16 protein-coding genes are annotated in these 15,467 nt (G+C 37.8%); 11 read left to right on the top strand and 5 right to left on the bottom strand.

Annotated features, from left to right (window positions below; translation table 11 throughout):
* Nucleotides 1-26: 26 nt before the first annotated feature.
* Both QYB97_RS04125 and QYB97_RS04120 read left to right on the top strand, forming a co-directional pair.
* The gene (locus QYB97_RS04125) at nt 27-821 is read left to right on the top strand and encodes an NAD kinase (protein WP_301164662.1); all 795 of its coding nucleotides are present in this window, start codon (nt 27-29) and stop codon (nt 819-821) included.
* An 11-nt stretch (nt 822-832) separates the two neighbouring features.
* Nucleotides 833-1,732 carry an RluA family pseudouridine synthase gene (locus QYB97_RS04120; protein ID WP_301164661.1) on the top strand — a complete coding sequence of 300 codons (900 nt, stop codon included), beginning with the start codon at nt 833-835 and terminating at the stop codon, nt 1,730-1,732.
* A 238-nt stretch (nt 1,733-1,970) separates the two neighbouring features.
* On the opposite strand, the gene prpE is transcribed toward QYB97_RS04120, so the two are convergent.
* Together prpE and QYB97_RS04110 are read right to left on the bottom strand one after the other, a co-directional pair.
* A complete protein-coding gene (prpE, locus tag QYB97_RS04115; protein ID WP_301164660.1) occupies nt 1,971-2,705 on the bottom strand; it encodes a bis(5'-nucleosyl)-tetraphosphatase PrpE in 735 nt (244 codons plus the stop codon).
* Nucleotides 2,706-2,777: 72 nt separating this feature from the next.
* A complete protein-coding gene (locus QYB97_RS04110) occupies nt 2,778-3,935 on the bottom strand; it encodes an FtsW/RodA/SpoVE family cell cycle protein (RefSeq protein WP_301164659.1) in 1,158 nt (385 codons plus the stop codon).
* A gap of 204 nt (nt 3,936-4,139) precedes the next feature.
* On the opposite strand from QYB97_RS04110, the gene QYB97_RS04105 reads away from it, so the two are divergent.
* From QYB97_RS04105 to fabI, 3 genes are all read left to right on the top strand, one after another.
* Complete coding sequence (locus QYB97_RS04105) at nt 4,140-5,981, top strand: monovalent cation:proton antiporter family protein (RefSeq protein WP_301164658.1); 1,842 nt, start codon at nt 4,140-4,142, stop codon at nt 5,979-5,981.
* A gap of 96 nt (nt 5,982-6,077) precedes the next feature.
* On the top strand, nt 6,078-6,224 hold the full coding sequence (locus tag QYB97_RS04100) for a hypothetical protein (RefSeq protein WP_301164657.1): 147 nt from the start codon (nt 6,078-6,080) through the stop codon (nt 6,222-6,224).
* Between the two features lie 111 nt (nt 6,225-6,335).
* Nucleotides 6,336-7,112: an enoyl-ACP reductase FabI gene (gene fabI / locus QYB97_RS04095; protein ID WP_301164656.1), complete on the top strand. Its 777-nt coding sequence runs from the start codon at nt 6,336-6,338 to the stop codon at nt 7,110-7,112.
* A gap of 52 nt (nt 7,113-7,164) precedes the next feature.
* Here fabI and QYB97_RS04090 read toward each other — a convergent pair whose 3' ends face one another.
* Nucleotides 7,165-7,404 (bottom strand): hypothetical protein, encoded by a 240-nt coding sequence (locus tag QYB97_RS04090; RefSeq protein WP_301164655.1) that lies wholly within the window; start codon nt 7,402-7,404, stop codon nt 7,165-7,167.
* 574 nt (nt 7,405-7,978) lie between these two features.
* Nucleotides 7,979-8,569: a class I SAM-dependent methyltransferase gene (locus QYB97_RS04085; RefSeq protein WP_301164654.1), complete on the bottom strand. Its 591-nt coding sequence runs from the start codon at nt 8,567-8,569 to the stop codon at nt 7,979-7,981.
* A 162-nt stretch (nt 8,570-8,731) separates the two neighbouring features.
* On the opposite strand from QYB97_RS04085, the gene QYB97_RS04080 reads away from it, so the two are divergent.
* From QYB97_RS04080 to QYB97_RS04070, 3 genes are read left to right on the top strand one after another with little or no spacing between them, the layout of a single operon-like run.
* Nucleotides 8,732-9,775, top strand: a complete 1,044-nt coding sequence (locus tag QYB97_RS04080; protein WP_301164653.1) for a glycosyltransferase — start codon at nt 8,732-8,734, stop codon at nt 9,773-9,775.
* 33 nt (nt 9,776-9,808) lie between these two features.
* Nucleotides 9,809-10,939 carry a glycosyltransferase gene (locus QYB97_RS04075; RefSeq protein ID WP_301164652.1) on the top strand — a complete coding sequence of 377 codons (1,131 nt, stop codon included), beginning with the start codon at nt 9,809-9,811 and terminating at the stop codon, nt 10,937-10,939.
* Entirely contained in the window at nt 10,932-11,966 is a 1,035-nt protein-coding gene (locus QYB97_RS04070) for a glycosyltransferase (protein WP_301164651.1), read from the top strand. The genes QYB97_RS04075 and QYB97_RS04070 overlap by 8 nt, the downstream gene beginning before the upstream one ends.
* A 48-nt stretch (nt 11,967-12,014) precedes the next feature.
* Here QYB97_RS04070 and QYB97_RS04065 read toward each other — a convergent pair whose 3' ends face one another.
* On the bottom strand, nt 12,015-12,707 hold the full coding sequence (locus tag QYB97_RS04065; RefSeq protein ID WP_301164650.1) for a glycosyltransferase family 2 protein: 693 nt from the start codon (nt 12,705-12,707) through the stop codon (nt 12,015-12,017).
* 154 nt (nt 12,708-12,861) lie between these two features.
* Between QYB97_RS04065 and QYB97_RS04060 the strand changes: the two genes are divergently transcribed.
* The 3 genes from QYB97_RS04060 to QYB97_RS04050 are packed head-to-tail and all read left to right on the top strand — an operon-like array spanning nt 12,862 to nt 15,423.
* Complete coding sequence (locus QYB97_RS04060) at nt 12,862-13,848, top strand: polysaccharide biosynthesis protein (protein ID WP_301164649.1); 987 nt, start codon at nt 12,862-12,864, stop codon at nt 13,846-13,848.
* Nucleotides 13,845-14,702 (top strand): dTDP-4-dehydrorhamnose reductase family protein, encoded by an 858-nt coding sequence (locus QYB97_RS04055; protein ID WP_301164648.1) that lies wholly within the window; start codon nt 13,845-13,847, stop codon nt 14,700-14,702. The genes QYB97_RS04060 and QYB97_RS04055 overlap by 4 nt, the downstream gene beginning before the upstream one ends.
* A 25-nt stretch (nt 14,703-14,727) precedes the next feature.
* Nucleotides 14,728-15,423, top strand: a complete 696-nt coding sequence (locus QYB97_RS04050; protein ID WP_301164647.1) for a glycosyltransferase family 2 protein — start codon at nt 14,728-14,730, stop codon at nt 15,421-15,423.
* Nucleotides 15,424-15,467 lie beyond the last annotated feature (44 nt).

The following is a 15,467-nucleotide window of genomic DNA, read 5'->3' as shown; positions in this document are numbered from 1 at the left end:
CTTCCTTGAAAGCAGGTGACTCATACGTGAAGTTTGCCATTATTTCAAAAGGCGACCAAAAATCGAATACACTCAAACAAAAGATTAAAACGTATCTTCAGGAATTTGAATTGCAATACAATGAAACAGAACCGGATATTGTCATAACGGTAGGAGGCGATGGGACTCTACTCCACGCTTTCCATCATTATGTACACCGGATTAATGAAACAGCTTTCGTTGGTATCCATACCGGACATTTAGGTTTTTTCGCTGACTGGGTACCCGATGAGGTTGAAAAATTGGTGATTCACATTGCCAAAACACCTTACCAAATTGTGGAGTATCCGCTATTGGAGGTAACGGTTCGCTATTTAGACGATGTGGACGAAAAAAGCTATCTCGCCTTAAATGAATGTACCGTCAAAAGCGGAGAAGGTTCGCTGGTAATGGATGTGGAGATCAAAGGAGATCTGTTTGAAACGTTCAGGGGAGATGGTCTTTGCATTTCAACTCCTTCCGGCAGTACGGCCTACAATAAGGCTCTTGGAGGTGCGATTATTCACCCATCGCTGCCATCCATCCAGCTTTCGGAGATGGCATCCATCAATAACCGTGTGTTCCGTACGATCGGTTCACCCCTTGTGCTTCCACAGCACCATACCTGTATGCTTAAGCCGGTGAATGATGTTGATTTTCATATTACGATTGATCACCTGTTTTTGCTGCAAAAGAAGGTTAAATCCATACAATGCCGCGTGGCAGAGGAAAAAATTCGTTTTGCCCGTTTTCGCCCATTCCCATTTTGGAAACGGGTTAAGGAAGCATTTGTTACGGACTAACAGGAGAACGTATGACAACATTCTTAATCAAGTGGACTGTAAAAGAACACGAAACCGGGTTGCTTCGTGAATTTTTACGGACCCATAAAAAAATATCCAAAAGTGCCCTGGTAGATATTAAATTTGCCGGCGGCGAACTCCTTGTGAATGGAGAGCTTTCAACCGTAAGAAAAGCGGTTTTGCCAGGTGACGAAATATCGGTCCGTTTTCCTCCCGAAGAAATTAGTTCCTCGATGACTCCGCTGCCGATGAAGCTTGATATTATTTTTGAAGATAATCATCTTTTGATCGTGAACAAGCCAGCAGGCATGCCGACGATCCCGTCTCGTTATCAGACCAACGGATCTCTCGCGCAGGGTGTTCTTTTCTATTATGAAGAGAATGAAATTCAGAGCACATTTCATGCGATTAATCGTCTCGATAAAGACACATCGGGTTTGGTGATGATTGCGAAACACCGGTTTGCTCACTCGTTGTTCTCTATGCAACAGAGAAGCAAAGAAATTAAACGGACCTATCTAGCCGGTCTCAGAGGAAAATTCAACGAAGAAAAAGGCACGGTATCTGCCCATATCGCAAGAAATCCAGAAAGCATGATCGAACGGATGGTCAGTGACCACGGACAAGTGGCAGTCACCCATTTTCAGGTGTTAAAGGAATTGGGGGATAACAGCCTGGTCGCGCTGCAGCTGGAAACAGGAAGAACACATCAAATCCGTGTGCATATGTCTCATATTGGCCACCCATTATTGGGTGATGACTTGTACGGGGGCCCGGTGGATTTGATCGGAAGGCAGGCGCTTCACAGCTGGAAGGTATCTTTTTATCATCCTTTTGAGGAAAAAGAGATGCAGCTAAACGCTCCGCTACCCGAAGATTTAAACAGGTTGTTTGGCCAAGTAGAGGCGTAGAACGGATACGAAAACGAATATAAACAGTGAAAAAACAGCCGTGAAGGCTGTTTTTTTCTGTGTTTTTGCTGAAAAGAGTTAATCGAAAGGCGGCCAAAGCCGAATGACGGGGCCTAAATGGGTCCCAAGGAAAAAATACTAGCCGAAACGGGAAACTTACTGTCCGAAATGAAAAATTTACTGGCGGGAATTGAAAACTTACTGGCCAAAACAAAGATCTTACTGTCCGCGCCTAAATCTACACGAAACTGCGGAATTTTTCTTCTGTATATGGCAGGGAAGAGGTTACGGAGATGAGCTCCTTTTCTGGATACCTCAATGCGGTAAGCCGGTTTCCGAACACGCAGCCAGTATCAATATTGATGGTGTTATTCAGCTCCCTCGGTTCCTGAACAGGGGTATGTCCATAAACAATATATGCCTTTCCGGAATAGTTGACAGCCCAGTCCCGTCGCACTGGTGTGCCGTCGGGATTCTGTTTGCCTGTAATATCGCCGTAAAGGACAAAGGTTTTTACCTGCTTGCCCTGTTTACCGATGAGGTCCTCCCGGATACCCGCATGGGCAACAACGAGTTTACCGCCATCAAGGACAAGATACAAAGGAGCTTTTTCATACATTGTCCTAAAGTGCTCTTTAACCTTTCTATAATGCGGCCGGCTAAGATCTTGTAACTCGGCTACCGTCGTTTCAAGACCGTAATTAATTGTCACGTTGCGGCCGATCAGGTAACGATATAACTTGTTGCAGTGGTTACCCGGCGTATATAACGCTTTGTTCGCCGATACGAGTTCATATACATGTTCCATCATTTTCACAGACTCCGGACCCCGGTCGGTCAAATCCCCAAGGAAGACAAGCTGACGGCCGGAATGGACCGGCAGACCATCGTTCCATTCATATCCAAGCTTTTCCGTAAGCTGCCTGTATTCATCCCAGCACCCATGGATATCTCCTATTATGTCATACTTCATTTCATTCACCGTCCTTGATGGTTATTACTATAACCCCAAATGATGACAAAAAAACACCTGCAGAGCAGGTGTTTATTCGAACATGTATTTTCTTGTTCTCGACCGTACATTGAGAACGAGGCCAAAGGCAATCATCTGGGCTAGAACCGAGCTTCCTCCATAACTGATAAAGGGGAGGGGAATCCCGGTAATCGGCATTACCTGGATGTTCATTCCGATGTTCTGGAAAACCTGGAAGGTGATCATTCCGATAACACCTGCACAAAGGTAGCTGCCGAATGCTTCATTGCTTTCCAATGCCGTATTGATCATTCTGTAGACGAATAAAAAGAACAGGGAGATCAAGACACTTGTACCAATAAAGCCCCATTCTTCACCAATCATGGAAAAGATAAAGTCGGTATGCGCTTCTGGAAAATAAACGGATCCATTGGTAAAACCTTTACCAAAAAGCTGGCCAGATCCGACAGCCATGAGGGCGTTTCGAATTTGGTAACCTGTGTCTTTATGACCGTATGGATCCAGCCAGGCATAAAATCGCTGAAGCTGATATTCATCCAAAATATAATCAAGAAAGAACTGAGGAAACGTAAAGTACAGCCAAACCAGCAGGCTGATAAAAAGAATTCCAATCAGGGCGATGATAGATAAAAGTCTCCATCTGATTCCTGAAACGAGCATCAAGCTGAGCGTTATTGCAACAAATACCAATCCTGTGCCCAAATCCGGCTGCATTAAAATGAGCAGCATAGGGGGCATTACAATTAATGCGATTTTACCTATCAGGAGTAAATCCTCACGAAGGGTGCGCACAATATATTTCTCATTGTGTGTAGCGATGCAATTGCTGATCGAGATAATTAATGCTACTTTCATTAATTCTGAAGGCTGAAGCGCAAAAGGGCCGAAACGGAACCATGCCCGTGCTCCATTAATGTTCGGCACAATGGATTCCGGGGCAACGATAATGCCAATTAAGAGCACGATACCCAGTCCATATAAGTACCATGAAAGCTTTCTGAACTGATCAAAATCGAGAATCATGACTCCAACGACGGCGAAACCGCCGATGGCATACCACATAATTTGTTTGATCACAAAGTTCGAATCATATTGTGCCACCTGCTGCGCACTATATATGCCCATACAGCTCACACACATCAATAAAAACAACAAAAATATTAAATTATAATCAAGCTGCTGCAGCGGGGACTGCCTGTTAGTTTCCATTGCATTCATACTCCTTATTTCGATAACATGTTCTATCTTACAGAAATTTTCGAGGTTTGCCTACTAATAAGGAGAGATTTAATTTGACAATTCCTTTACTTCTTCATTATAGTGGACAAAATCAAATGGTGCATACTAAAGTAAGAATGGTTTTCATAAAATTTATCTTGGGTAATAAGAGTTTATGAAAAAAAGGAGGTAGCTATGGGAGGCCATGCTTCAATTACTTCACTCGTAATTGTTATTTTAACTGCATTTTTCATACCAATCATTCTCAGCAAACTGAAGATCAGGTTTTTGCCGGTAGTGGTAGCGGAGATTATTGCCGGGATCATCATCGGAAAAAGCGGATTTGATATTGTCCATGCTGGAACATGGCTTGATATTCTTTCTGTGCTTGGCTTTATCTTTCTAATGTTCTTAAGCGGACTGGAAATTGACTTTTCTGTGTTCGCGCCAAGCTCAGGCAAGAAAAAGCTGCCTAACGGTAAATATGAACCGAATCGGCTAAAGGTTTCTACCATTATATTTGCCTTGATTTTTATCGTTTCCTTTGGATTGTCCTTAATTTTTGTCTGGACAGGTTTTACGGACGATGCGTTTTTCATGACGCTGATCATTTCAACCATTTCACTCGGGGTGGTTGTGCCTACATTAAAGGAAGAGGAATTGTCACGCACCGGCATCGGCCAGATCATTCTTTTGATTGCAGTGATTGCCGATCTTGTGACGATGATTCTCCTTGCGGTCTTTGTTTCCCTTCAATCAGGGGACAGCGCCCAGATGTGGCTGCTGCTTATCCTTTTTGGAGCCGGGATCATTCTTTATTTTGTCGGTAAATATATGCGTCATCACACGTTTCTTGAAACGATGTCCAAAGGTACCGTGCAAATTGATACAAGAGCCGTTTTCACGCTCATTATTGTGCTTGTAGGGGTATCCGAATCAGTCGGTGCCGAAAATATTTTAGGTGCCTTTTTAGCTGGAGTGCTGGTTTCCCTGCTTTCGCCAAACCAGCATATGGTCCATAAACTGGACTCGTTTGGCTATGGATTTTTGATTCCGATCTTTTTTGTCATGGTCGGTGTGGAACTGGATTTAATTTCAATTCTCAAAGATCCCAAGGCACTGATTCTCATTCCGCTGCTCCTGATTGGCTTATTGATCTCCAAATTTATCCCGATTCTGGTGCTGAAAAAATGGTACGACTGGAAAACGGTGCTGGCATCAGGTTTTCTTTTGACCTCGACTCTCTCGTTGGTCATTGCTGCGGCTAAAATCGGTGAACGAATTCATGTCATTGACAACAGAACCTCTTCAGCACTTATCCTGACTGCTGTCATCAGCTGTATTATTACACCGGTGTTCTTTAAAAAGCTGCTTCCAAGGAAGAACAACGAAACACCGAAGGAAGTTCTTGCAATTATTGGCGCGAACCAATTTACGCTTCCTGTGAGTAAAGAGCTGGACAGCAGCCGCTATGAAAAAAAGATCTATCACACCAAGCAGATGGAGAAAGACCCAAAACAGCTTGAGACCTTTGAAATTATAGAGCTGGACAATTATTCAATCGGAACACTAAAAGAATGCGGTGTGTTCGAGTCGGATATTCTGGTTGTGGCAACCGGGGAAGACGGCGTAAATGAAGAGATCGCCCAGGAGGCCAGGGATCATGGAATCAGGAGGGTGATTACCCGAATAGAAGATCCGGTCAAAAGGGAAGAGCTGTCGAATAAGAATATTGAAGTATATTCCGCTTTCTTCAGTTCACAGGTTTTATTGAAAATGATGATCGAAAATCCATCGGTTGCGACCTTTCTTTCACGGAATGATAACTCGCTTTATGATATTCCGGTTAAGAATATGGATTATCATAAAACAGCCCTTCGCAATTTCCCGCATTTTGGCGATGCGATTATTGTCCGGATTTTCCGTGGCAAGGATTCCATTGTGCCACATGGTGATACAGAGATCCTTTACGGTGATAAATTAATTGTGACAGGCAGCCGGGACCACATCAGACAATTAAAAAGGGTATTGCGATAAAACAAATTAGAAAAAAGGCTTAAGCACTGGCTTAGGCCTTTTTCTGTGTCATTTTATGAGCCATCTTGTTCATACTAATGGAAAGGAGTGATATACATGAACATGCCAACCGTCCGCTGTCCGCGGTGCCAAAGAGAAGCAGAAATCGATACTGTCCTTACTGCGCAATCGAACCAAAATGTGATCTTTCATTGTTCCGGCTGCGGTTATGAAGCGAAGAACATTGAAACCAGCAAAGGGTAATCACGAACTGAATGAGGATCGGTATTTCCTTTCTTTTAAAATCTGTTATACTAATATTAGGACTAGGTACTAATAACAAATGCTAATAAAGATCTAAGGAGGAAATACGATATGAACCTTTCACTTGAAAATCGTACATATGTGGTCATGGGTGTGGCCAATAAACGCAGCATCGCCTGGGGGATTGCCCAAGCTCTATCCAATGCAGGTGCCCGCCTGATCTTTACCTATGCGGGAGAACGTCTGGAGAAGAATGTAAGGGATCTTGCTGAAAGTCTGGAACGTAAAGATTCCATCGTCTTGCCATGTGATATTACGAACGATGAAGAAATTAAATCTACATTTGAACAAATAAAAAGCGAAGTAGGCGTTATCCATGGATTTGCCCACTGTATTGCTTTTGCGAATACGGATGAACTAAAAGGCGAGTATTTGAATACCACAAGAGATGGGTTCCTTCTTGCACACAACATTTCAGCTTACTCATTGACTGCTGTTGCCAAGGAAGCACGCGGACTCATGACAGAAGGAGGAAGCATCGTAACGCTTACGTATCTTGGGGGAGAGCGAGTTCTCCAAAATTACAACGTTATGGGTGTCGCCAAAGCATCTCTTGATGCCAGCGTGAAATACCTTGCCAATGATTTGGGCAAAGATAATATCCGCGTTAATGCCATTTCTGCCGGACCGATCCGTACACTCGCGGCAAAAGGAATCGGCGACTTCAACAGCATTTTGAAACAAATCGAAGAAAAAGCACCGCTCCGCCGCAACACGACACCAGAAGAAGTGGGAGATACCGCTCTCTTCCTGATGAGCAATCTTTCCCGGGGCATTACCGGAGAAACCATTCATGTGGACAGCGGATACAGCATTTTAGGAAACTAAATATGTAACAGTGAAAGCCATTGAGGATTATGCCTCAATGGCTTTTTTCTGTTTAAACAGGGATAAGTCCGGCCAGCTCTGTGCAATTAACAACCGCAATATCATTACGGCCGTCGTTTGGAAAAGAGAATGTTGCGCAGCATGTAGTTTGATCAATTTTAATAAAGGTTAATGGACTACCGGTTGCTCTATCAGTACCGGCAGCAATCAAAAAGAAACTGTCTCCTTTGTTGGCTTGAGATAATAATCGGCAAACACATCCATTACAGCGGCAAGACAATCTTTGTCTCACAATGATAACCCTCCTTTTTTAACCTGTTCTGTAAACAACCGCCGAAAGCTGACGGCAATCCAAAATTACCAGACGTGTGATGCCCGTTGTATAAGTATAGCTGAACGTCACACAGCATGTCATTGGATTATACGAAGTAAAACTGAACACCGCATCCACAGTCGCCTCAGGTCTGAGCGTTCGACTGCTTCCACGAAGAACGACCTGAAATAAGGTGCCTTTTTTTGCAGTTTTAAAGATGGAGCAGACACAGTTATTTGAACAAGACGAAGTTTTTCGCAAAACCCTCTTTTTGACCATAATGCCTCCCGTTTTTTCGCTTTTATTTAGTATATTAACAGTCTTTTTAGAAGTAGAACTGTTTGTAGACAGACTAAGGAGATTATAAAGGCGGAAACAGGAGAGGTTAAAGTTTGAGGCATATTATGTGTATATAGTAGATCGTATTAAGTCTTGTTAATTTTCTGAATTTTCAGGTTTGGGTACCGCGAACGATCTTGTAAGCGTGATAAAATTAAGTTTGTTTGCTTAATATAATTTTTTAAATAAGCAATATTGAAGGAGGATTTAAAAATTATATTGCAAATTGAAAACATAAAAGTCCATTTTCAATGAGACAGATATGATCGCCTTCATTAATATTTAATTGATCAATAACCGTTTGTACACCAGGTACAAGGTGATTCCCATAATCATGCCAACAAATTATTCCCCCTTTTTTTATAATTTGACGAGCTAGATTTGTATCAAATAATACTCCTTCTTCTGAGTGATCTCCATCAATGAATATTAAATCAGCTTTTGGCAGGTCTGCTGGTTGTAACTCGCGTGATCCATGAGGTCTTACAATTAGCTCAACTCTTGAATCATCTTTTACACATTCACCGGGAATGGTTGGGACCTCATTTTGTTGTATGTGCAAGGTAGTTTTATGATCAGGAGTAACGTCAATTCCAATATACTTTTCAATCCATGGACTATTTTCCAATAAGCATTTTGCAGTCATACCCCTCTGAATTCCAATTTCAACAATTGTCTTGGGTCGAAAAACTCTTGAAAAAGATATTAAAGGTTCTAAGTCTGATCCCATAAACCCTGATCCTTCCCCAATAAAAGATCCGCTACCAAAAATTTTAAAGAATGTATCTCTACTAATAATACACATATTGGTTATATCCCTCCTTAAACATTTAACTTGCAGTTTAGTGTTGTTTAAAAAACGTCAGAGTGATGTTAATTATTTTTATGTCAAACAACTCTTTGTGTGCATATGATGCTGACTAAACCTGTAACAATTTATTGGTTATATTTGTGCGTGAAGGAGGACATGATGGTACGAATTGCAATGGTTAACCCACATATGGGGAAAGAATGTGGAATAAATGAATATACTTCTGATCTAATAGATTCATTAAAAAAGCAAGCAGAAATTATTACTTTTTCAGATATTGATTTGAGTTTCCCAAAAAAGATCCTCCTAAAAAACATCGACATTGTACACTTTCAATATGAGTACTCTATGTATAAATTTCCTGAAATATCAATGATTATAAAAAATATTAAGGATAGTAAAATTCCAATCGTACTAACTTACCATTCATGGAGTGAACAAACATTTCCTTTTGATGGTTTAATCGCGTCCTACAGCACACGAATTGTCGTTCATTCAGAAAAGTTTAAGCAGATACTAATAAGACAAGGGGTAGCACCAACCGATATTGAAGTAATCCCCATGGGATGTAAACAAGTACCCGAACCTTTTATTCTGCCTCATAATAAACAAGAAAATTTCCCCAGAATCGGCTTTTTTGGTTTTCCATTTCCCAACAAAGGTATGCCGTTTTTAATAGATGCAATTAATGAACTGAAAAGTAGTATTTATCCTGACATTACGGGTGATTTTTTTTCCCATTTTCCAAGTTCAACTGTAAATAACCCGTCTTTAATTGATTACCAAAAAGAATTAGAAAGCAAATTTCAAGGAAACAAACATTTAACTTGGCACAAAGAATATAAACCTGTTAGGGACATTGTTAATAATCTACATCAGATGGATATAAATATTGTTCCATATATTAATTTTGAAAGTAACGGGATTTCTTCTGCAGTTAAAATAATGCTGGCTGCCCAAAAACCGGTCATTACGAGTGATTATATTCATTTTTCTGACTTAACCAATAGCGAAGTATATAAAATTAAATCTGTTGATGTAGGAGCAATAAAAAATGCAATTCAAACTGTTTTATCTTCAGAAGTATTACAGCGGAAATTGGTTCGCAACTCCAACTTATTTATGAATAAAAATAATTGGAAACACATTGCTGAAAAATATAAAACATTTTATCAAAAGGTAATAACGGACTACAGTTAAACTACTATTTTTTCAAAATTTGGGGTGATAAATTTGAATGTTACAATAGTCGGACCAACTTTTGATGCTTCAGGATATGCCCAAACATTACGCACTATTGCTCTCGGTCTTCATAAACAAGGGAAAACGGTCCGGGTTATACCCAGAGATTGGAGTAAGTTGGACAGTGGAATATCTGGTGAAGAAAGATTAAATTTAATTAAAATTTGTGGAGATGGGATATTGCCTGATGGCCCAATTATTCAAATTAATATAGCGCAAGAATTTTATCCTATACCTGGAAGAGTAAATATAGGAATGTCCATGTTGGAGTGTGACAGAATTCCTAAACAGTGGGTTGAAAAATGTAACAAGATGAGTCAAGTTTGGGTCCCATCAACATTTAATAAGGAAACATTTAAAGAAAGTGGGGTGATTGAAGAAAAAATAAAAGTAATTCCTATAGGAATTGATACAACACGTTTTTCTCCGGAAGCATTACCTATAAAATTACCTGATTTAGAAGATCACTTTGTGTTCATTTCTAATTTCGAATGGGTGCCAAGGAAGGGTTTTGATATATTAATAAATGCTTTCTTAGATGAGTTTAATTCAAATGAGAAAGTCGCACTTTTGATTAAAACCTACTCGGGAAGTAACTTTGATGAGGAAGGAAAAGAAATAAGGAGTAATCTTAGAACCATAATTGAAAAAAAGAAGAAAAATCAGTATCCATTAATTAAACTAATTACTCACGGTTTTAGTCCTGATCAATTACCTTCCTTTTATACAGCAGGAAATTGCTATGTTATACCTACTCGGGGAGAAGGGTGGAACCTTCCAGCTTTGGAATCCATGGCTTGTCAGATACCGGTCATTACAACTAACTGGTCAGCACACCTTGATTTTATAAATGAAAGCAACGGATTTTTAATAAATATTGAAGGATTGGAGAATATACCAGAATTCCAAACAAGAAATGATATGGTATATAAAGGTATGAAATGGTCAATTCCATCGTACGCAGATACAAGAAAACTTTTAAGATTTACTTTTGATAACCCTTTAATCGTGAAAAAAAAGGGGGAATTAGCGAGAGAAGATGTCGTTCAGTGGTGGGATGTCACGAATATGATGGAGAATATTAAACCTATTCTAGAAAAATTGGGAGAAAAAAATGAGTAAAAAAATTGCCATTGTTATACCGACATGGGAGGAACAGTGTGGTATTGCGGAATATACAAAAAAAATAGTCGAATACACGAGGACAAAAAGTATTGAATCTTTAATTATTAAGTCAGTGGAAGACTTTAAATTGATAAATAAGAATATTGACTTGGTCCATTTTCAATATGAATATTCATTTTATCCATTTTTCACTTTATATAATAAGATGGCTGAAATAAAGAGAATGAATATTCCAATCGCTACTACACTTCATACTTGGAGCAATTTACCTCAATTAAAATTATTGAATGATACAATATCATCATTAAGTACAAAGATTATTGTTCATTCTGAAGAAATGAGGAATCTATGTATTAGGGGTGGATATCCAGAAGAAAAAATGTTAGTGATGCCTATGCCTTGTAAAGTCTATCCAATAAAAGATAGAAAAGAAATTCAAGAAGAAAGATTAATTTCTGGCGAACCAATAATTGGTTTTTTTGGTTTTCCTTTTCCACATAAAGGAATTGAGACTCTCATTCAATCAATCAACCAATTAACATACATCTATCCAAATATAAAAGGGCATTTCCTATCACACTATCCCAATTATTTAAACGAAACACATCCCTATTATGAATTTCTTAATAGGTTAAAAGTATATTTTGAAGGCAACAATCATCTAATTTGGTTAAAAGATTACCTAACAGAATTGGAAATTGTTCAGTATTTACATTGTATGGATATAATTGTATTACCCTATAAAGATCATGATCAAAAAGGGATATCAGCAGCAGTTAAGATGGCATTAGCAGCAAAAAGACCAATTGTTACAACTGATTACCTTTATTTTTCGGATTTAAGTGCACAAGAAGTCTATAAGTTAGCTGATGAAGAATCTCAAACACTAACAAAAGCAATTGTTGATATACTTGGAGATCCAAAATTACAAAACCAGTTAATTTCCAACGGAACAAACTATATAACGAAACATAGCCTGGAACACACAGGAGCGCTTTATAGCCAATTTTATTTGAATATCTAAATAAAAGGAGGATATCATCCTCCTCATGTGGTGATTTACACTCATTAATTAAACTAAGGGATTAAATGTTCCCCACTTGTGAAAATATATGTTGGCATTCGTTATAGCATCAGAAGAATTGTCGTAATGCTTCCTTGTCCCCATCCCAGGATGCCATACAGCACTTCCGTTAGTAATCATTACTTTTAAGCCACTATTAAGAACACGATTATTATAGTCCCAATCCTCATAACCTCCACACCCTACAAAGCTTTCATCAAAATACCCCACTTTATCAATTACATCTCTAGACATTATCCAAGGTCCGCCGTTTCCGGGAAAGTATTGATTCTTATTGCTATTCATAAATTGATCTGCAAAGACGGGATTATCATTACCGTAAAGATTTAAATTGGCAGCTGAAAGTTTTCCAATCGTATCATCGTGCTTATATTCATTAATTAATCTTTCAAGCCATTTTGGGTAAAAGGTCATATCATTATGAAGTGATACAATATATTTAATTTTTGGATCTTCAAGTAAAAATCTTATTCCTTGATTATACCTAAAGGATTGACTGGTTTTGTGAGCATTTTGAATAACCATATAATTATGTTGCCTTAAATATGACATTGTTCCATCTGTTGACATGTCATCTACGATTACTAACTTATAAGGTAAAAGTGTATTATTTTCAAGGCTTTTAAGAGTGATTTTTGTATCCTCAATTTGATTAAAAACTGTTAAAAAAATACCTATCAAACTAATTCCCCCTAATTCTTTTTAATATTTTATGTAGAAGAATCATGTTTGTAAGGGCAGTTTTAAAATATGAGCCTCTTTTTAAGCCCAAACACAGAAAAAAAAAAAACATAGTATATATGTAGCTCATGCTGAATTTAAGGAGGGAATGAGGTTGTTCGAAAATAAGACTGTTCTTATTACGGGCGGTACAGGTTCATGGGGAAGAGAACTTACCAAGAAGTTATTAAGCTATAAACCCAAAGAAATTCGAATATTTTCCCGAAATGAATTTGCTCAAGTGGAAATGCAAAGAACTATAAATCATGCAACATTAAAATTTATCATCGGAGATGTAAGGGATTACAACTCAGTTTACAATGCATGCAAAAAAGTCGATTATATTTTTCATCTTGCAGCATTAAAGCATGTTCCAATTTGTGAAGCTCAGCCTTTAGAAGCTTTAAAAACAAATGTAATTGGTACCGAAAATATAATTAGGGCCAGCATAAAAAATAAGGTTGTTAAAGTAATTAATGTATCTACTGATAAAGCGGTTGACCCCGTTAATATTTATGGTTTGACTAAAGCATTAGCAGAAAGATTGATTATTAATTCAAATCTTAATAGTAATTCCACCCGGTTTGTTTGTATTAGAGCAGGAAATGTCCTGGGGACAAATGGGAGTGTTGTACCTTTATTTAAGCAGCAAATTAAAGAGGGGAATGAAGTGACTTTAACGTCCAAGGAAATGACTCGGTTTTTTTTAACGATCACTGACACAATTGATTTATTGTTAAAAGCTGCTTTAGAGTCTGTGGGCGGAGAAATTTTTGTTATGAATATGAAAGCATGTCGTATTTTAGATCTTGCCGAAGTATTAATCAAAAATTTTTCAGAGAAACCTGTAAATATCAATGAAATAGGTATTAGGATAGGTGAAAAAATACATGAAATTTTAATTTCGGATTACGAGTCATTTTTCACTTATCGGTATGATGAACTATATTATGTAATCCTTTCTCAAAAACCTTCAACTGAATTATTAGATAAATATAGCGGTCTACCACAATATAAAAAGTTTGGATATAGTTCTAATGATAATCTAATGTCTTCCAGTGATATTGAAAAGCTGCTAAACTGCGGAGGATTAATGAATTGAAAATATTGTTATTTGGTGGTAACGGTATGGCAGGCCACATGATTAAAGAGTATTTAACTAAAAACACCACTCACGAAGTATGGTATACAATCAGAAGCTGTTCTAAAGAATTGAACAGCTTTACAGTAGATGTACTTGATATAAATCAAGTCGAAGCTAGCATTTATAAACTACTTCCTGATGTTGTAATAAATGCTGTTGGAGTAATTAACGATCGTGCGAGAAGTAATGTACAAAATGCCATCTATATAAACAGTATTTTCCCTCATAAGTTGGCGCAATTATCTGCCAGAACTGGTTTTAGATTGATCCATATAAGTACAGATTGCGTCTTTTCTGGAAAGAGAGGGAATTATAAAGAAGATGATGATGCAGATGGCTTAACTGTCTACTCAAAAACAAAAAGTTTAGGAGAGATAGATAGTCAGAATTCAACCACAATAAGAACATCCATAATTGGCCCTGAAATAAGAAAAGATGGGATCGGACTTTTTCATTGGTTTATGAACCAGTCAGGAATTATAAATGGTTACAAAAAAGTATTGTGGAATGGAGTTACGACACTGGAGCTTGCAAAAATGATAAATTGGTTAATTGATAAAAGAGTTTACGGGTTTGTTCATTTTACATCTCCTACCGTTATTTCCAAATATGAATTATTAATTTTGTTAAAAAACATTTTTTCTAAAGATGACGTAAAAATAAAATCTTTTAATAAATTAGTTAATGATAAAACGCTAGTAAATACAAGAAAAGACTTTCTGTATAATGTGCCTTCCTATAATCAGATGATAATAGAAATGAAAAATTGGATAGATTCAAGTCAAGGTTTTTATAGTTATAAATACAATTAAGATTACAAATATAGGAGGAAAGATAGTGAAAGCTAACGTATCGGCAATGTATATTGTGAAAGATGAGGAACAATTTCTGCCCTATTCAATACGATCTATTTATGAAGCTGTGGATGAAATTATCGTTGTAGATAATGGATCTACTGATAAAACAGTTCAAATTGCAAACTCCTTTGATAAAGTTAAGCTTTTACAGGATGATACAAAAGATAATTTTGCTTATTTGAGGAATCTTGCATTAGAGGAAGCTGAAGGAGAATGGCTGATAAAGATAGATGCTGATGAAGTTTTTTACCCTAATTTGGCTAAAGAAATTAAGAGATTAACATCTGATAAAAGTGTGGATGCATATACATGTTGGTTTTATCATTTAACAGGTGATTATTGGCATATGCAAAACTCTTGTGATTTTGATCCTATGTATCATAGACAATTTTTATATAGAAATCACGATGGACTCCGGTGGGAACAACCTGTCCATGAATATTTAAAAGGTGTAGGTCCCAATGTTTTAGAGACGGCTTTACATTATGTTCACTATGGTTATACGAAAAGTTTATCTAAGATAAAGGACAAATTTATATACTATGGAAGGTTAGAAGGACTTCCTGACACCGTTTCACATATTCCCGAAGAAAAAATACTTGAAGGAAGAAAGCTAACACCTTTTATGTACGATCATCCGCCGGTAATTCAAGGATATATCAATACAAATAAATAAAACAATCATTCATTACTACTTATCCAAAATATAACAAAAGCACA

This window comes from Fictibacillus fluitans (assembly GCF_030418125.1).
Classification (GTDB): Bacteria; Bacillota; Bacilli; order Bacillales; family Fictibacillaceae; genus Fictibacillus_C; species Fictibacillus_C fluitans.
This window is presented reverse-complemented; position numbering and strand designations above follow the sequence as displayed.